The sequence below is a fragment of the Cytobacillus sp. EB106-05-05-XG126 genome (genome assembly GCF_058791715.1).
In genome coordinates, this window is record NZ_JBYTDU010000002.1 from 202,326 (window position 1) to 221,113 (window position 18,788).

Annotated in this window: 15 protein-coding genes, 1 tRNA gene and 1 other annotated feature; all 16 genes read left to right on the plus strand. The window is 42.7% G+C overall.

Features of this window, described 5'->3' with window-relative positions:
- Positions 1 to 108: 108 nt before the first annotated feature.
- The 16 genes from AC3WTL_RS11430 to lonB all read left to right on the plus strand — a co-directional run bounded on the left by AC3WTL_RS11430 (position 109) and on the right by lonB (position 18,595).
- Entirely contained in the window at positions 109 to 1,176 is a 1,068-nt protein-coding gene (locus AC3WTL_RS11430; RefSeq protein WP_222497630.1) for a GerMN domain-containing protein, read from the plus strand.
- A 146-nt stretch (positions 1,177 to 1,322) separates the two neighbouring features.
- Positions 1,323 to 2,093: a ribonuclease PH gene (gene rph / locus AC3WTL_RS11435; protein ID WP_048011034.1), complete on the plus strand. Its 771-nt coding sequence runs from the start codon at positions 1,323 to 1,325 to the stop codon at positions 2,091 to 2,093.
- A 1-nt stretch (position 2,094) separates the two neighbouring features.
- On the plus strand, positions 2,095 to 2,706 hold the full coding sequence (locus tag AC3WTL_RS11440) for an XTP/dITP diphosphatase (protein ID WP_226618262.1): 612 nt from the start codon (positions 2,095 to 2,097) through the stop codon (positions 2,704 to 2,706).
- Entirely contained in the window at positions 2,703 to 3,221 is a 519-nt protein-coding gene (locus AC3WTL_RS11445; protein WP_197213198.1) for a metallophosphoesterase, read from the plus strand. Before AC3WTL_RS11440 ends, AC3WTL_RS11445 begins: the two co-directional genes overlap by 4 nt.
- 145 nt (positions 3,222 to 3,366) lie before the next feature.
- Positions 3,367 to 3,443 (plus strand) — tRNA-Arg (locus AC3WTL_RS11450).
- 432 nt (positions 3,444 to 3,875) lie between these two features.
- Positions 3,876 to 4,131 (plus strand) — a binding site (T-box leader).
- Between the two features lie 79 nt (positions 4,132 to 4,210).
- On the plus strand, positions 4,211 to 5,932 hold the full coding sequence (gene ilvB, locus AC3WTL_RS11455; protein WP_248348291.1) for an acetolactate synthase large subunit: 1,722 nt from the start codon (positions 4,211 to 4,213) through the stop codon (positions 5,930 to 5,932).
- Positions 5,929 to 6,447 (plus strand): acetolactate synthase small subunit, encoded by a 519-nt coding sequence (gene ilvN, locus AC3WTL_RS11460; RefSeq protein WP_035330237.1) that lies wholly within the window; start codon positions 5,929 to 5,931, stop codon positions 6,445 to 6,447. Before ilvB ends, ilvN begins: the two co-directional genes overlap by 4 nt.
- 48 nt (positions 6,448 to 6,495) lie before the next feature.
- Positions 6,496 to 7,518: a ketol-acid reductoisomerase gene (gene ilvC / locus AC3WTL_RS11465; protein WP_163143703.1), complete on the plus strand. Its 1,023-nt coding sequence runs from the start codon at positions 6,496 to 6,498 to the stop codon at positions 7,516 to 7,518.
- Positions 7,505 to 9,043, plus strand: a complete 1,539-nt coding sequence (locus AC3WTL_RS11470; protein WP_248348292.1) for a 2-isopropylmalate synthase — start codon at positions 7,505 to 7,507, stop codon at positions 9,041 to 9,043. Before ilvC ends, AC3WTL_RS11470 begins: the two co-directional genes overlap by 14 nt.
- Positions 9,044 to 9,171: 128 nt before the next feature.
- Positions 9,172 to 10,284, plus strand: coding sequence for a 3-isopropylmalate dehydrogenase (gene leuB, locus AC3WTL_RS11475; RefSeq protein ID WP_163143700.1), 1,113 nt, complete (start codon positions 9,172 to 9,174; stop codon positions 10,282 to 10,284).
- 97 nt (positions 10,285 to 10,381) lie between these two features.
- Positions 10,382 to 11,797 carry a 3-isopropylmalate dehydratase large subunit gene (gene leuC / locus AC3WTL_RS11480; protein ID WP_222497635.1) on the plus strand — a complete coding sequence of 472 codons (1,416 nt, stop codon included), beginning with the start codon at positions 10,382 to 10,384 and terminating at the stop codon, positions 11,795 to 11,797.
- A 16-nt stretch (positions 11,798 to 11,813) separates the two neighbouring features.
- The gene (gene leuD, locus AC3WTL_RS11485) at positions 11,814 to 12,407 is read left to right on the plus strand and encodes a 3-isopropylmalate dehydratase small subunit (protein WP_248348293.1); all 594 of its coding nucleotides are present in this window, start codon (positions 11,814 to 11,816) and stop codon (positions 12,405 to 12,407) included.
- Positions 12,408 to 12,508: 101 nt separating this feature from the next.
- Positions 12,509 to 13,537, plus strand: a complete 1,029-nt coding sequence (locus AC3WTL_RS11490; RefSeq protein ID WP_248348294.1) for a tetratricopeptide repeat protein — start codon at positions 12,509 to 12,511, stop codon at positions 13,535 to 13,537.
- Positions 13,538 to 13,699: 162 nt separating this feature from the next.
- Complete coding sequence (gene tig, locus AC3WTL_RS11495; protein WP_222497637.1) at positions 13,700 to 14,986, plus strand: trigger factor; 1,287 nt, start codon at positions 13,700 to 13,702, stop codon at positions 14,984 to 14,986.
- Between the two features lie 518 nt (positions 14,987 to 15,504).
- Positions 15,505 to 16,770 carry an ATP-dependent protease ATP-binding subunit ClpX gene (clpX, locus tag AC3WTL_RS11500; protein ID WP_076257323.1) on the plus strand — a complete coding sequence of 422 codons (1,266 nt, stop codon included), beginning with the start codon at positions 15,505 to 15,507 and terminating at the stop codon, positions 16,768 to 16,770.
- 157 nt (positions 16,771 to 16,927) lie between these two features.
- Positions 16,928 to 18,595 (plus strand): ATP-dependent protease LonB, encoded by a 1,668-nt coding sequence (gene lonB, locus AC3WTL_RS11505; RefSeq protein WP_492369435.1) that lies wholly within the window; start codon positions 16,928 to 16,930, stop codon positions 18,593 to 18,595.
- Positions 18,596 to 18,788: the final 193 nt, after the last annotated feature.

Below are 18,788 nucleotides of genomic sequence, written 5' to 3' on the forward strand. Positions count from 1 at the left end.
TTGTCCGAATTTGTCAAAAATCTATTCACACTTTTATCCCAAAAGACGGTCTAAATTACAGATAGGCTCGTATACATGTAGTACAAACTGTCTCAGGGGGGATTATGTATGTCTATAAATAAAAAAACGTCGATAGTGTCAGCTGTGCTGGTTTCATCTGTATTATTATCAGGCTGCGGATTGTTCGGAAGCCAGGGGAAAGAAAAGGTCGATCCGCCAAAAGCAGTATCTTACACCGATGAAGGCGAAAGTGTTGCTGAGGAAACAACAGGAAAAGAAACAGCTGAAAATGAAGAGGGTGTTACGGCAAATCTTAAAACAGAGCTTTACTTGATTGATAAAAATGGGTATGTTGTTCCCCAGACGATCGATCTTCCAAAAACGAATTCAGTTGCTACACAGGCGTTAGAGTACCTGGTGGAAAACGGTCCTGTTACAGAGCTTCTTCCTAATGACTTCCGAGCAGTCCTTCCGGCTGATACAAAAGTTTCTGTAAATATTAAAGATAAAGTGGCAACCGTCGATTTTTCAAAAGAATTTCAGGAATATGCTAAGGAAGATGAAAAGAAAATTCTCCAATCCGTTACCTGGACACTTACACAATTTGATTCCATTGATAAAGTTAAGCTGACATTAAACGGACATGAATTAAAAGAGATGCCTGTGAATGGCACTCCGGTCAGTTCGGCGTTAACGAGAGCCAATGGAATAAACATGGATACAACGGAAGTAGTGGATATCACGAATACGAAGCCGGTGACCGTTTATTATCTGGGCGGGGATGAAGAAAACTATTATTATGTGCCTGTTACCAAGCGTGTAAGCAATGATATGGACAATAAAGTTGAAGCGGTTGTATCCGAACTGATAAAGGGGCCGAACTATGCATCCAATCTGGTGACAGACTTCCTTCCGGATGTAGAGCTGCTTGAAGCTCCAAAAATTGAAGAAGGAAAAGTCACATTAAACTTTAATGAGAATGTTTTCAGCAGCTTCGAAGAGAGAATGATTTCCAAGCACTTGCTGAATGCACTCGTTCTTTCACTGACAGAACAAAAGGGTATAGAAAGCGTGGCGGTCACTGTCGATGGCAAAGCAGAGATTGTCAATGAGGATGGCCAAAAACTATCCGAGCCTGTAACCCGCCCTGAAAATGTGAATACAGGAAGTTTTTAATATAGCAGATTTTGTTATACTATATAGTAACAGGAAAAAGAGGTTGGCATATAATGCCGCCTCTTCTTTGTTGGTAAAATAGGCATGCCAATATTACTGGGCAAATGCCCAGGTTCAATATAAGCAAATGAAGGGGGAAATCGCTTATGCGCGCAGATGGACGTGAACCAAAGCAGCTTAGGCCAATACATATTGAAACTGATTATTTAAAGCATCCTGAGGGCTCTGTACTCATTACAGTGGGAGACACGAAGGTGATTTGTACAGCAAGCATTGATGAAAGGGTCCCGCCTTTTATGAGAGGACAGGGGAAGGGCTGGATAACAGCTGAATATTCCATGCTGCCGAGGGCTACAGAACAGAGAAATATCAGGGAATCAGCAAAAGGAAAAATTTCAGGGAGAACAATGGAAATTCAGCGCCTGATCGGCCGTGCACTCCGGGCAGTAGTAGATCTTGATGCGCTTGGCGAAAGAACGCTATGGCTTGATTGCGACGTAATACAGGCTGATGGGGGGACACGGACAGCTTCCATTACAGGAGCTTTTATTGCAATGGCACAGGCGATGGATAAGCTTTACAGCAGCAAGAAGCTTCCAAGCTATCCAATCAATGATTTCCTTGCGGCCACAAGCGTGGGGATTCTTACTGACAAGCAGGCTGTTGTGGATTTGAATTATATTGAAGACTCCTCTGCTGAAGTGGATATGAATGTCGTCATGACCGGGAGCGGGGAGTTTGTAGAGCTTCAGGGAACCGGAGAAGAAGCGACTTTCTCTTATGGACAGCTGCAGGAAATGCTTGGTGCTGCACAGGAAGGGATATCAGAGCTGCTTGAACTTCAGAAATCGGCACTTGGAGAGAATATCTCAGGAAGCATTCAAAGCAAAAGAGAAAAGCTTGCGGGGAGGGCATAATATGCAGGAAGTCATAATAGCTACTAAAAACGCAGGCAAAGCGAGAGAGTTTGAGAGAATGTTCAAGCCTCTTGGCTATCAAGTAAAAACCCTTCTGGACTACCCAGATTTTCAGGATGTTGAGGAGACAGGCAGCACGTTTGAAGAGAATGCCATTCTTAAAGCGGAAGCCGTGTCTAAAGCTTTTGGAAGAATGGTCATTGCCGATGATTCAGGGTTGATCATTGATGCGCTTGGAGGGAAGCCGGGCATCTATTCCGCCCGCTATGCAGGCGAGGGAAAAAACGATCAGAAAAATATGGAAAAAGTTCTCGATGAGCTCGAAAGCATTCCGGATGATAAGCGCCAGGCGCGGTTTTATTGCGCGCTCGCAATCGCTGCTCCCGGAAAAAGGACTGAAACAGTTGCAGGAACTTGTGAAGGCCGTATCTTAAGAGAAAAAAGAGGGACTTATGGATTTGGCTATGATCCTATTTTCTATTCAGAAGAAAAAGGCAAGGCAATGGCAGAATTAATGCCGGAGGAAAAAAGCGAAATCAGCCATAGGGCGAATGCTCTCCAAAAGCTGGAGGAGCTGCTTCCTTCTTTCCTGGCCGGAGCAGAAAACTCATGAAAGTTCTGATTGTCAGTGATAGTCATGGGTTAACCTCAGAACTCAGCCAAATTCGTGAAATACATCCTGATATGGATATAATGATTCACTGCGGAGATTCGGAACTTCAGGCAGATGATGAATCACTAAAGGGCTACGCTGCAGTAAGAGGAAATTGTGATTTTGACGCAGATTTTCCGGAGGACAGAATAGAAGAGGCTGGAGGATTCCGCTTTTTCGTCACACACGGTCATAAATATTCCGTTAAGTCCACTTTAATGAATCTGTCATACAGGGCACGTGAATTGAAGGCAGATATCGTATGTTTTGGCCATTCACATAGTCTGGGAGCAGAAATGTCTGAGGGGATATTGTTTATCAATCCTGGAAGCATTAGGCTCCCCAGAGGCAGGAATGAACGGACATATGTCATACTGGAAAACAGGGGAAAAGATGTTACACTGGATGTGTATGACTTTTCTAATGGAAAGATTCCTGATCTGACACAAAAATTTTCACTGGTAAAAAGATATTAATTTGAATATAATAATTGAGGGAAGCCCGGTCTTCCCTCAATAATAAAAAAATATTTTACAAAGTGTTGACTTCTTAACATTTGTTTAATATAATAAATCTTGTCGTTAAGTTAATACATCTCAATCACGAAAATAATATCAAAATGTCCCAGTAGCTCAGCCGGATAGAGCAACGGCCTTCTAAGCCGTCGGTCGGGAGTTCGAATCTCTCCTGGGACGCCATTTACACATCTGGAAACACTACATATCTTACCGAATTTTTACTCACCTTTTTTGGTGGGTTTTTTTGTTTTAATTTTTAATGGCAGCAACCTGCCAGTTGTTTTTAAATTGCCTCTATAAACCTCATCAGATGTTTTTATCTCCCTTATCAAAAAAATATAAAAAAAATTTTGTCATATGAAATGTGAATATATCAACAATGTAAGCGGATACACGATAACAGATTAATCTAAATTATCAAATAATTCATTAAAAGGGTGTTGACGGCTGATAAAAATGGGCGTAAGATAGTCCTCAATATAAGAAATTTACACCAACAACTATAAACTTCATCCAAGTGAAATTTATCTCGCAATATGAAAATTTGGTTTTTTTTAATCTATTAATTCAATGGTTTAAAGCGTTATTGTGTTGAGGTTAAATCTCTGAATAGGAAAAGCGTAGAAGAGGATAAGTAGTTTTATGACAGGCATTCACAGAGAGCCGGATCTGCTGAAACCCGGTAATGCCCTCTTAAAATGAACTCACCTCTGAGCGCAGTCCTGAAAGTGTATCGACTAGGGGCTGCCGGGTGTTCTTCACCCGTTATCAAAACGAACAGCACATCGCTGTTCATGAGTGCACGCATCATAAGCGTGAATCAGGGTGGTACCGTGGAACAGGTGATCAAAGCCTTTTCATCCCTTATACCTACAATCGTTAGGTTTCTTTAGGGGTGGAAGGGCTTTTTATATTGGAGTTTAAAAACATGAGGAGGTTATCAACAAATGCTGCAGGAAGCTGCCTTAACAGAAACAAAAACGGAGACATATCCTGTCACCGGCGCTGATCTGTTATTAAAAGCCTTGGAGAAAGAAAATGTTGAAGTGATTTTTGGTTATCCTGGAGGAGCTGTTCTTCCACTTTACGACAAGCTGTATCATTCAAAGATTCTTCATGTGCTGCCGCGCCATGAACAGGGAGGAATTCATGCTGCTGAAGGGTATGCCCGGATATCTGGAAAGCCTGGTGTTGTAATTGCCACTTCAGGACCAGGAGCCACTAATATTGTTACCGGTCTTGCAGACGCAATGATGGATTCACTTCCGCTGATTGTATTTACAGGCCAGGTAGCAACGGGAGTCATTGGGTCAGATGCCTTTCAGGAGGCAGATATCCTGGGGATAACCACTCCAATTACAAAATACAATTATCAGGTCCGCAGCATTGAAGATATTCCGAGAATCGTTAAAGAAGCTTTTTATATAGCTTCAACCGGCAGGCCAGGACCAGTGCTGATTGATATCCCTAAAGACATCGCTGCAGGAGTTTCGAATCAGCCAGAGAAAGAAACGGAAGTGAATCTGCCGGGGTATCAGCCGACATTAAAACCAAATTACCTTCAAATAAGAAAATTAACAGAAGCAGTCAGCAGATCGAAAAAGCCTGTCATCCTGGCTGGTGCCGGCGTGCTTCATGGAAGAGCATCCCAAGAGTTAAAAGATTACGCAGAGCAGCAGCAAATACCTGTTATCCACACACTTCTGGGCCTCGGCGGATTTCCTGCCAGTCATCCATTGTTCATCGGTATGGCAGGTATGCACGGCTGTTATGCAGCCAATATGGGACTTACAGAATGTGATTTGCTGATAAATATTGGAGCCCGTTTTGATGACAGATTAACAGGGAATTTACAGCATTTTGCACCACATGCAACAGTCGCCCATATTGATATTGACCCCGCTGAAATCGGCAAAAATGTTCCAACGTCCATCCCGATTGTGGCAGATGCAAAAGAAGCTCTTGAGCAGCTGATTCTGCAGGATGGAAAGCCGCCGGCCCATAAAGAATGGCTGGAAACCATTTTGAGGTGGCAGGAGGAATATCCATATTACTATGATAAAGAATCCGGACGTCTGAAACCCCAGCAAGTAATGGAAATGCTTCATTCAAAAACGGAAGGCAATGCCATCGTTGTAACAGATGTGGGACAGCATCAAATGTGGGCAGCCCAATACTATCGCTTTAATAAAGCAGACAGATGGGTGACATCAGGAGGACTTGGAACAATGGGATTTGGTTTCCCTGCTAGCATTGGAGCTCAGCTGGCTGATCCGGAAGCATGCGTACTCGCCATTTGCGGAGATGGAGGATTCCAAATGTCAACACAGGAGCTTGCTATCATTCAGGAAATGAATCTCCCGGTGAAAATTATTATTTTTAATAATATGGCCCTTGGCATGGTCCGGCAGTGGCAGGAGATTTTTTATGAATCCCGGTTCTCTCATAGTAAAATCCCGGTACAGCCATCTTTCGTTAAATTGGCAGAAGCCTACGGGATAAAAGGATATGTCATCCAATCTAAAGCAGAGGCTGAAGAAGTATTGGATGAGGTGCTTCATAACCGTGAACCAGTGCTTATTGATTTCAGGGTTGATCCGGATGAAAACGTGTATCCGATGATTGCACCAGGAAAAGGACTTCATGAAATGGCAGGTGTAAAACCATGAAACGAATCATATGCCTGACTGTTATGAATCGGCCGGGTGTTCTAAACAGAATTACTAATCTATTTTCAAAAAGAAACTTTAATATTGAAAGCATTTCAGTCGGCCTGTCTGAACATGAAGGGATGTCGCGAATCACATGTGTGGTCCATGTTGAGGACTCCGGTGCCAGCGAACAAATTACAAAGCAGCTGAACAAGCAAATCGACGTGATAAAAGTAACGGATATCACGGATCAGTCGATTGTCGCAAGAGAGCTTGCCCTTATTAAAGTTCAGGCAGTCCCATATACAAGAAATGAGATTTACTCTTTAATTGAACCTTTCAGAGCTTCTGTGATAGATGTCAGCAAGGATAGCATGACCGTTCAGATTACAGGTGAATCTGATAAGGTTGAAGCCTTCATTGAACTCATTAAACCATATGGAATCAAAGAGCTTGCCAGGACGGGAACAACGGCCTTTCCAAGAGGAACACAGCGTACTTCCCAGCAGTCCAAGTCATACTCTATTGTTTAAAAAAACCATTATTAATATAAAAAACTTATTCGGAGAGGGAGATAAAACATGGCGAAAATGTATTATAACGGAGATGCAAATGCAGCGTATTTAAACGGAAAGAAGGTAGCGGTCATCGGATATGGATCCCAAGGACATGCACATGCGTTAAATATGAGGGACAGCGGGGTTGAGGTTGTCATCGGCCTGCGGAAAGGGAAGTCATGGGAAAAAGCAGAAGAAGACGGTTTCCAGGTATATCCGGTCGGTGAGGCAGCTGCTCAATCTGATGTAGTGATGATCTTATTGCCGGATGAACTCCAGCCAAAGGTATACAAGGAAGAAATCGAACCCAATCTATCAAGCCAGGCATTAATGTTTGCCCATGGATTTAATATTCATTTTAATCAGATCGTGCCTCCAAAAGAATGTGATGTACTGCTTGTAGCACCGAAAGGACCAGGCCATTTAGTCAGAAGAACATATGAACAGGATGCAGGTGTTCCAGCCTTGTTTGCAGTCCATCAGGACGTTACAGGGGAAGCAAAGGAACTGGCCCTTGCTTACGCTAAAGCCATTGGATCTCTACGTGCAGGTGCGCTGGAAACAACTTTTAAAGAAGAAACCGAGACAGATTTGTTTGGCGAACAGGCAGTGTTGTGCGGAGGGCTGACTTCATTGGTGAAAGCAGGATTTGAGACTCTGACAGAAGCAGGCTATCAGCCGGAACTGGCATACTTTGAATGTTTACATGAACTAAAACTCATTGTTGACCTTATGTATGAAGGCGGCCTTGAAGGAATGCGCTATTCCATCTCAGATACAGCTCAATGGGGAGATTTTGTCAGCGGCCCACGGGTAGTTGACGCAAGAGTGAAAGAAGAAATGAAGGCAGTGCTGAAAGATATCCAGGAAGGGAATTTTGCAAAAGGGTGGATTTTGGAGAACCAGGCAAATAGACCGGTATTCAATGCCGTAAATCAGAGAGAAAATGAGCACCCGATCGAGCAGGTGGGAAGAGAACTCCGTAAAATGATGCCGTTTGTTAATAGCAGCAAGAAGAAAGAAGTGGTCGTAAGTGGCAATAATTAAAATATTTGATACTACATTAAGAGATGGCGAGCAATCTGCCGGTGTAAATCTTAATTTCTCGGAAAAATTAGAAATTGCCAGGCAGCTGGAGCGTTTGAACGTTGATATTATTGAGGCAGGTTTCCCGGCAGCGTCGAAAGGGGATTTTGCATCCGTACAGAATATTGCCCAGACGATTAAGAATTGCTCGGTCACAGGATTGGCAAGAGCAGTTATCTCTGATATAGATGCTGCATGGGGAGCTTTAAAGGATGGAGCTGAGCCAAGGATACATACATTCCTGGCAACCTCTCCAATCCACAGGCAGTATAAGTTAAGGAAGACGAAAGAAGAAGTGGTTGAAACAGCAGTTGAAACTGTTAAGTATGCTGCTTCCAAATTCCCGATCGTCCAATGGTCTGCAGAGGATGCTACCAGGACAGAACTGCCTTTTCTTGCAGAAATCATTGAAAAAGTCATCCAGGCCGGTGCAGGAATCATTAACATACCGGACACAGTTGGATACACAACACCACAGGAGTACGGTGAAATTTTCCAATATTTAAGAAATCATGTTCCTTCTATTGATAAAGTATCCTTGTCAGCACATTGCCATGATGACTTGGGAATGGCCATAGCAAATTCCCTGTCAGCTATAAAAAATGGAGCAACACAGATTGAGGGCACAATTAATGGAATTGGTGAAAGAGCCGGGAATGCGGCACTTGAGGAGCTGGCAGTAGCCCTTTATATCCGAAATGATCATTATCAGGCTTCAACCCGTCTGAATCTTCAGGAAATCAGCAGAACGAGCAGTTTGGTCAGCAAGCTGACAGGTATGGTGGTACCAGCCAACAAAGCAATTGTTGGCAGGAATGCTTTTGCACATGAATCAGGAATACACCAGGATGGGGTATTGAAGGAAAAAACAACGTATGAAATTATTTCCCCTGACCTAGTCGGTTTCCAATCCAATTCCATGGTGCTTGGAAAACATTCCGGACGCCATGCATTTAAAAACCGCCTGAGTGAACTGGGGCTTGAAGTAGCAGATGAAGAAGCAAACCGGCTTTTCACAGTTTTTAAAGATTTGGCCGACCGCAAAAAAGAGATGACAGACGACGACCTTGCAGCAATCGTTCTTGAAGAGAAGCTCTCCAAGGAGCAGAGGTTCTATGATTTGATCGGAATCCAAATCCAGTATGGAACGAACTCTGTTCCAACAGCAACTGTTACCCTGTCAGGATCAAACAACGAAGTAATCCAGGAAGCCGGTACTGGAGCAGGAAGCATTGAGGCGCTGTATAACACATTGGAAAAATGCCTGAATGGTACAGCTAACCTTCTGGATTACCGTATCCAATCCGTAGGGGCCGGAAGAGACGCTTTAGCACAGGTTTATGTAAAGCTGAACTATGAAGGAATGGAAACAAGCGGCCGCGGTTTGGCCCAGGATGTGCTTGAGGCTTCCTCAAAAGCTTACTTGAATGCTGTTAATAGAGTCATATATATGAGAGAAAAAGTGCAGGCGGTAGAGGCAAATTGATCGGGGAAGCGGGAGATTCCGCAGACGGAGGCGGAAAGTCTCCTATCCTTCCCTTGAAAAGCAAATGCGCCGCAGAAATAAAATATGAAAAAAATTTATAAAACAATAAATCAGACGGAGGGATTAAAATGAAAAAACGTATCGCAGTACTTCCAGGAGATGGGATCGGCAAAGAAGTGGTGAAGGGTGCAATTGAAGTCCTGCAGGCTGTTGGTGAACGGTTCGGACATCAATTCCAATTTTCATATGGCAGCATCGGCGGTTCTGCTATTGATGCAGCCGGAACACCGCTGCCTAATGAAACGCTTGAGCTTTGCAAAGAAAGCGATGCGGTCATGCTGGGAGCAGTTGGCGGGCCTAAATGGGACCGGCAGCCTCCCCACCTTCGTCCGGAAAAGGGTCTCTTAAGGATTCGCAAGGAATTAGATTTATATGCCAATTTGCGGCCAACTCAATATTATTCAAGCCTTTCCGATACTTCACCATTAAAAAATGAAGTAATTGAAGGCGTGGATATGCTGATGGTCAGAGAATTAACCGGCGGACTTTATTTTGGAAAGCCAAGCGAACGGACACAGCAAAACGGAAAAGATGCTGTTGTGGACACCTTGTTTTATCAAAAAGAAGAAATGCGCCGTGTCATTAAGCTGGCATTTGAACTTGCAGGAAAGCGGCGTGGCAAGGTGACTTCTGTTGACAAGGCCAATGTCCTGGAATCCAGCCGAATGTGGAGAGAAGTTGCAGAGGACATTGCAAAGCAATATCCTAATGTGGTTCTTGAACATATGCTTGTTGATAATGCCGCTATGCAAATGATTAAAAACCCGAAAAGATTTGATGTTGTCGTAACAGAGAATATGTTCGGTGATATTCTGAGCGATGAAGCCTCTGTATTGACCGGTTCTCTAGGTATGCTTCCTTCTGCCAGCATTTCGGAAAACGGGCCTTACTTATACGAACCAATTCATGGTTCAGCACCGGATATTCAAGGGAAGAATGCAGCTAATCCAATTGCCATGATTTTATCAGCAGCCATGATGCTTCGTTTATCCTTCGGGATGGAAGAGGAGGCTGAAGCGGTTGAAAATGCTGTTAATCAAGTGCTTGAAGCTGGCTATCGTACGAGAGATATTGTTTCATTTGGTAAAAAGGTTGTCACTACTTCTGAAATGATTGAAGAGGTGAAGGCTACCCTTTTGGATAATGAGGCTATTCTTAATATCATGGGGGCTTATGCATAAGAGCTGAGAGATGGATGCTGGACACTGGTTCAGCTGATTTTAAACTTGAGACACGGCCATCATCGGCCGTGTTTCTTTTAAAAAGGAGTGGAGCAGAATGGGAAAATCAATAATAGATAAGATTTGGGAAAAGCATGTAGTCCACAGGGAAGAAGAAAAGCCGGATTTGATGTACATAGACCTTCACTTAGTGCATGAGGTTACTTCCCCTCAAGCATTTTCCGGTTTAAGAATGAAAAACAGGAAAGTGAGAAGGCCTGATAAAACGTTTGCCACAGTTGATCACAATATTCCTACTGATAACCGCAAAGTCATCAATGATCCTGTTGCATTAAACCAAATGACGACTTTGGAAAAAAACTGTCTGGAATTCGGCATCCCTCTTGCCGGGCTGGATAGTCCTGAACAAGGGATTGTCCATGTCATCGGGCCGGAGCTGGGGCTAACACAGCCAGGCATGACGATTGTTTGCGGGGACAGCCATACATCTACACATGGAGCATTTGGATCAATAGCCTTTGGCATCGGCACAAGTGAAGTTGAGCATGTCCTGGCTACCCAGACTTTATGGCAGAGCAAGCCTAAAACATTAAAACTGGAGATAAACGGCGAGCTGAAAAAAGGTGTAACTGCAAAAGATGTCATCCTTTATATTATTGCCAAAAATGGAATTGGTTTTGGTACGGGCCATATTATTGAATATTGCGGGGAGACGATTGCAAAAATGTCAATGGAAGAAAGAATGACGATTTGCAATATGTCCATTGAAGGAGGCGCAAAAGCGGGGCTTGTTAGTCCTGATGAAACAACGTTTGCGTATCTTCAAGGACGAAAGTATGCACCAAAAGGAGCAGGATTTGCGGATGCAGTCGAGAATTGGAAAGGGCTGGTATCTGATTCTGATGCACAATACGATAAAACTATTCTAATTGATGCCGCCGATATTGCGCCAATGGTCAGCTGGGGCACGAATCCATCAATGACTTCCAAGGTGAATGAACAAATTCCAAAACTTGAGGAATGTAAAAACGAGCTTGAACAAAAGTCACTATCAAGAGCTTTAGAATATATGGGACTGCAGGAAGGCCAAAAAATAGAAGACATTCAAATTCAGCACGTTTTTATCGGATCCTGCACGAATTCCCGGCTGGAAGACCTAAGACAGGCAGCTGAAATCATTAGAGGGAAGAAGGTTCATCCCCATGTCCGTGCACTTGTTGTACCAGGTTCACAGCAGGTCAAGAAGCAGGCAGAGGCAGAAGGACTGGACCTTATCTTTAAGCAGGCTGGGTTTGAATGGAGGGAATCAGGCTGCAGCATGTGTTTAAGCATGAATAATGATATTGTGCCAAACGGCGAGCATTGTGCGTCGACATCAAACCGTAATTTTGAAGGACGCCAGGGATCAGGGGCCAGAACACACCTTGTCAGCCCTTTAATGGCGGCAGCAGCCGCTATATACGGACACTTTGTTGACGTAGGTGCCTTGCTAAGTGCAGAGACTGTCCATTAAGAAGGAGGAGAACTAAATGAGCGGATTTAAAACACTTCAGGGAAAAGCAGCTGCAATGGATAGGGCCAATGTGGATACAGATCAGATTATCCCCAAGCAATTTCTAAAAAGAATTGAGAAAACGGGATTTGGACAATATCTTTTTTATGACTGGAGATTTACGAAAGAAGGGCTGCCTAACCTGGAGTTTGAGCTGAATAAGACTGAAAATCAGGGTGCTTCCATCCTCATTGCAAATGAAAATTTCGGCTGCGGATCTTCCCGGGAGCATGCGCCATGGGCTTTAGGGGATTATGGCTTCAAAGTAATTATTGCACCTTCGTTTGCGGATATCTTCCATCAAAATTGCTTAAAGAATGGGCTTTTGCCAATCACTCTGCCGGCTGAAACAGTGGAATATTTGCTCGAACGAGCCAAAAACCAGCCGTATGATTTGAAGGTTGATTTGCAGAATGGAATAGTTGAAGATGAATATAATTTTTCCGCATCATTCACAATTAATGAATACTGGAAAAAAATGCTGATAAACGGCTGGGATGAAATAGAGATTACTCTTCAATTGGAAAGCAGCATTTCAAGTTTCGAAGAAAAACGGTTTGCCGTAAAGTAGATACCTATGAAAGATTCATGGCATGAAACCATGAATCTTTTTGTTTTTGTTCTATTTCATGCTACACTAACTTCAAAAATAATAGTTGAGGCGGTTTTAGCATGGGAAAGCGGGAACAGAAAAAACAAAAAAATAAAATCATTCTATTTCCCGGCCTTGAGAAACGACTGCTGGAAAAGGGGCTTGAGTCCTTTCAGCAGAAAAGGTATAAAGAATCAATCCGGTTCTTTGAAGAAGCGCTGGATATGGAGCCTGAGAATACGGATGTTCATATTGGGCTCGTTTTGGCATATTATGAAGCCGGAGCTTTGGAAAAGGCAAAAGAACTGGCTAATAAAATGCTCCAGACAGGCATAGGGGATTACATACAAGTAATGGATCTTTATTTAATGATCCTTGTGCAGCTGCATCAATACAGTGAGATTTCAGCAACAATCGAGGTTTTACTTGAAGAAAGGGAGATCCCGAAGGATAAATTTGAGCATTTTAACAGAATGCTTGAGTTCAGCAGAAAGATGGCTGCTTCACCTTCTGAAACTGAGATTGAAGCACCCGATCTGGAGGAATTTAACGGCAGGAAGCTCGATCTGTTTTCCTGCCAGGATCAGCATGAACAAATGCAGATTGCTGCACAGCTGGCAGTACATAACATCAGGCCTTATCTCGAAGATATTAAAGCCTATTTGGAAGCGAAGGATGGAAATCCTTTTTTTAAAACGATGCTGTTAAATGTACTTTCTGAGCATGGGTATGAAAAATATGTAACGATTCGGAAGTTTGATAAAAGCCTTCGGGTAAATCCTGCTGAACTAGCACCTGTTCATCAGCAGCCGATGCTGTTAAAAATAGTCAATAAACTGGAGAATCAGCTCGAGCAGGAAGACCCGGTACTATTTGAAAATACAAAGAGCATTGCAGAAAGGCACTTTTTCCTGCTTTATCCGCATGAAGCCCCGCCGGAGAATGCTGCGTCCTGGGCAGCTGCATACCATATGCTCTCAAATGAGTATCATGGCTTAAACAGCTCGATAAGCAAGCTAGGTAATATTTATGATGCTCCTGAAGAGGAAATAGAAGAGGCTCTTGCCTTTATAAGAAAGATAGAAGAAATTTCTTATCCCAATATTTAGCCTTCAATGTTGAAAGACAGGGAGTGTGTGTTATAATATAATGGTTGTATTATGTGTATATATACATTTTAATTAAATGGATATGGCTTGAAAAAACAAGAGATATTCATAACATTCTGTCATGAATGAAATGATAATAGATTTTTGGAGGGAAATGATTGTATGTCTGCTAAATTTGAAAAGTTAGAAGGGAACCGCGGGGTTCTTACAATTGAAGTAGATGCAGAGAAAGTAACCGAAGGTTTAGACGCTGCATTCAAAAAAGTAGTTAAGCAGGTAAATGTACCTGGATTCCGTAAAGGTAAAATGCCTCGCGGAATGTTTGAAAAGCGTTTCGGAGTTGAATCTTTATACCAGGATGCAGTGGATTATCTTCTACCAGAAGCATATGCTAATGCAATTGATGAAACTGGCATTGAGCCTGTTGATCGTCCTGAAATCGATGTTGAGCAAATCGAAAAAGGAAAAAGCCTTATCTTCAAAGCTACAGTAACTGTTAAGCCTGAAGTAAAGCTTGGCGAATACAAAGGTGTTGAAGTTAAGCCGCTTGAAACAAACGTTACTGATGAAGATGTTAACAATGAGTTAACTTCCCTTCAGGAAAGACAAGCTGAACTGGCTGTTAAAGAAGAAGGTAAAGCAGAGAACGGCGATACAGTTGTTATGGACTTTGAAGGATTCGTTGATGGTGAAGCTTTCGAAGGCGGAAAAGCTGAGAACTACTCTTTAGAACTTGGTTCAGGACAATTCATCCCTGGATTTGAAGAGCAGCTGATTGGTACTGCTGCTGGAGAATCTAAGGATGTTGAAGTTTCTTTCCCAGAGGAATACCATGCGGCTGAGCTAGCTGGTAAGCCTGCAACTTTTAAAGTAACTGTACATGAAATTAAAACAAAACAGCTTCCTGAGCTTGATGATGAGTTTGCTAAAGATGCAGACGAAGAAGTTGAAACTTTGGATGCATTAAAAGAAAAAATTAAAACTCGCTTAGAAGAAAGCAAAAAGCATGAAGCTGAGCACCATGTCCGCGACACTGTTGTTGAAGCAGCTGCTGCTAATGCAGAAATGGAAATCCCGGCTGCAATGGTTGATACTGAAGTTAACCGCATGATGCAAGAGTTCGAACAGCGTCTTCAAATGCAAGGCATGAACCTTGAACTATACTTCCAGTTCTCCGGACAGGATGAAGCTGCACTGCGCGAGCAAATGAAAGAGGAAGCTGAAAAGCGCGTCCGCGTTAACCTGACTCTTGAAGCAATCGCAAAAGCTGAAAACATCGAAGTAAGCGATGAAGAAGTTTCAGAAGAACTTAACAAAATGGCAGAAATGTACAACATGTCTGCTGACCAGATCACACAAGCTCTTGGAAGCCTTGAAGGCTTAAAAGCAGATCTTCAAATTAAAAAAGCAGTAGATTTCCTTGTGGAAAATAGCAAGACTGTTGCATAATAGAAATAGTAGTAAACAAGGCGCGAGTTTATCGTGCCTTGTTTTATACCATCAAGACCTTACATAATAAAAATCTCCCTTGTACCTTTTGCCTCGTGAAAAGTTTTACGGCATATTGCACATGGACAGGAATACAAATACATATAAATAGATAATTTAATTATCGGTCCAGAGGGCCGACTTAATTTAGCCATTTTTGGTTAAGCTTATGAAAGTACATATAAAATTCAGCCTGGTTTATCTTTGCGAAGTCCCATCACATGCATGCATACATAATTGAAATGTTTTAAGAGTTATCATTTCCTGTCCACTGTAAAAATGTGTTACAATGCAATACATAACTGCTGAAGGTTTTGATTTTTACGAAAGTGTGAATGATTAAAGAGGCCTGTTTGCAAGTGCAATGACACAGTGTCCGCTTTCATTCCCAACCTTTCTATGGCTGAACAAAGAACTAAATGCATGTGACTTCGCAAGCTTTATATATCGTTTTGAAGTTTTTTCAAGGGGTGAAGGATTTGTTTAAATTTAATGACGAAAAAGGGCAATTGAAGTGTTCTTTCTGTGGCAAGACACAGGATCAGGTCCGCAAACTTGTTGCTGGGCCTGGAGTATATATATGTGATGAATGCATTGAGCTTTGCACTGAAATTGTGGAAGAAGAACTGGGAACAGAAGAAGAAGTGGAGTTCAAAGATGTGCCAAAGCCGGCTGAAATCCGCGATATTCTGGATGAATATGTAATTGGCCAGGAGCAGGCGAAGAAATCGCTGTCTGTTGCCGTATATAATCACTATAAACGCATCAATTCCAACAGCAAAATTGATGAAGTTGAACTATCTAAAAGTAATATTGCCATGATCGGGCCGACTGGAAGCGGTAAAACCTTGCTGGCTCAGACATTGGCTCGTATTCTTAATGTTCCATTTGCTATTGCAGATGCGACATCATTAACTGAAGCCGGATATGTCGGGGAAGATGTTGAAAATATCCTCCTAAAACTTATTCAGGCAGCAGATTATGATGTGGAAAAGGCAGAAAAAGGAATCATTTATATTGATGAGATTGATAAAGTTGCACGTAAGTCGGAAAATCCGTCTATAACTCGTGATGTATCTGGTGAAGGTGTGCAGCAGGCGCTGTTGAAAATTCTTGAAGGAACAGTTGCAAGCGTACCGCCACAAGGCGGCCGCAAGCATCCTCATCAGGAATTTATCCAGATTGACACGACCAATATCCTGTTTATTTGCGGCGGAGCCTTCGATGGCATTGAGCAAATTATTAAACGCCGTTTAGGCCAAAAGGTAATTGGCTTTGGTTCCGACCAGAATCAAAAAGAAATCGAGCCAAAGGATCTTCTTGCAAAAGTGCTTCCTGAAGACTTGCTGAAATTCGGATTAATTCCTGAATTTATTGGACGTCTTCCAGTTATTGCAAGCCTTTCCCAGCTTGATGAAGCGGCTTTAATTGAGATTTTAACTAAACCTAAAAATGCACTTGTCAAACAATACCAAAAAATGCTTGAATTAGATGATGTTGAGCTTGAGTTCGAAGAAGGCGCACTTGAGGAAATTGCTAAAAAAGCAATTGAAAGAAAAACAGGTGCCCGCGGACTGCGCTCCATTATTGAAGGCATTATGCTGGATGTAATGTTTGATCTTCCTTCGCGCGAAGATATTAAAAAATGCATTATTACGAAAGAAACGGTTATCGATAATGGTTCTCCTAAGCTTGTTTTGGAGGACGGTACAGTCGTAGAAGAAGAGCGCAAGACTTCAGCGTAATTGAAAAAATGGCCAGTCCCTGCGGGGTATGGCCATTTTTTTTCGCCTTTCTGACCCTTTTTCTTACCTTACTTTTAAATGAATTCCTTGTTTATTCCAACTCAGTCAGGGAGATACTAGCATTATTAACGAGAACAATAATGCAGGAGGGAACACAATGAGTTGGACGGGGATCGCTTTATTTATCCAATTGTTTTTTGGAATTGTCATTGGGCTTTATTTTTGGAATTTGCTTAGGAGCCAGCGGACACAGAAAGTTTCTATCGACCGTGAATCAAGGAAAGAAATGGATGTATTAAAAAAGATGCGTTCCATTTCATTAACTGAACCTTTATCAGAAAAAGTTCGTCCATCCAGTTTTGCTGACATTGTGGGGCAGGAAGATGGAATTAAATCTCTGAAAGCAGCATTGTGCGGACCCAATCCTCAGCATGTTATTATTTATGGTCCACCGGGCGTGGGAAAAACGGCTGCGGCCAGATTGGTTCTGGAAGAAGCCAAGAAAAATGCAAAATCACCCTTTAAGGCAGCTTCTGTTTTTATCGAACTGGATGCCACTACTGCGAGATTTGATGAGAGGGGTATTGCGGATCCCCTGATAGGTTCTGTTCATGATCCTATCTATCAGGGGGCAGGGGCGATGGGACAGGCGGGAATTCCGCAGCCTAAACAGGGTGCTGTTACAAATGCACATGGCGGCGTGCTTTTTATTGATGAAATCGGTGAGCTTCACCCCATTCAGATGAACAAGCTCCTGAAAGTGCTTGAAGACCGGAAAGTATTTCTGGAAAGCGCTTATTATAATGAAGAAAACACTCAAATACCAACCCATATTCATGATATTTTTAAAAATGGCCTGCCTGCGGACTTCCGCCTGATCGGTGCAACTACCAGAACACCTAATGAAATTCCGCCTGCCATTCGTTCCAGATGCATGGAGGTATTTTTCAGGGAGTTAGCTGAAGAAGAGATAGTAGCTGTAGCTGGAAAAGCTGCGGCAAAGGTCAATCTCGCTGTTAGTGAAAAGGGGCTTGGCATTCTTGCTAATTATGCAAGAAATGGACGCGAAGCGGTAAATATGATTCAAATCTCTGCGGGTTTGGCAATTACTGAGGACCGTGATTACATAAAAGATGAAGATATTGAGTGGGTTGTCCAATCGAGTCAGCTTTCACCGAGAATGGAGAGAAAAATCAATTCCCATTCTGCTGTTGGCCTTGTCAACGGACTGGCGGTATATGGGCCGAACACAGGTGCTCTGCTGGATATTGAAGTTACTGTGATTCCTGCAAAGGAGAAGGGCAGCATTAATATTACAGGCATAGTGGAAGAAGAAAGCATTGGCGGCCAAGGAAAGTCAATCCGGAGAAAAAGTATGGCCAGGGGTTCAATTGAAAATGTTATTACCGTTCTGAGATCGATGGGCGTCCCGGCTGACGAATATGATATTCATGTCAACTTCCCTGGCGGAGTTCCAATTGACGGTCCTTCAGCCGGCATTGCCATGGCGACAGGGATTTATTCTGCCGTTTATAAACGGCCAGTTGACAATACTGTTGCTATGACCGGGGAAATCAGCATTCATGGGTATGTAAAGCCAATCGGAGGCGTATATCCAAAGGTGAAGGCTGCCAAAAAAGCGGGAGCACAGACAGTAATCATTCCAAAAGAAAATATGCAATCCATCTTAAAGGAGATAACAGGAATTAAGATCATCCCGGTATCTCATTTGAATGAGGTATTTGAGGCAGCGCTTCAAAAAGAGTATCTCAAAGAGCAGGCTGTAACTGCTTCAATCGAATTAAAGAAAAAAGAAAGCATATGATGTGTGGCCCGGTTTGCAGTTGCTGAAAGCCCGCTGTATAAACGCCTCCGCTAATCGCGGTCAGAAACTTCGGTTTGCAGTTTAGGCTACAAACCGAAGTTTTATTTGCGTAAAGAAGGATAAAGTGTAATTATAAATGAATATCATTGAAATACGGCTTTCCGCTATTTCTCTTTAATAGACACTGCTATTT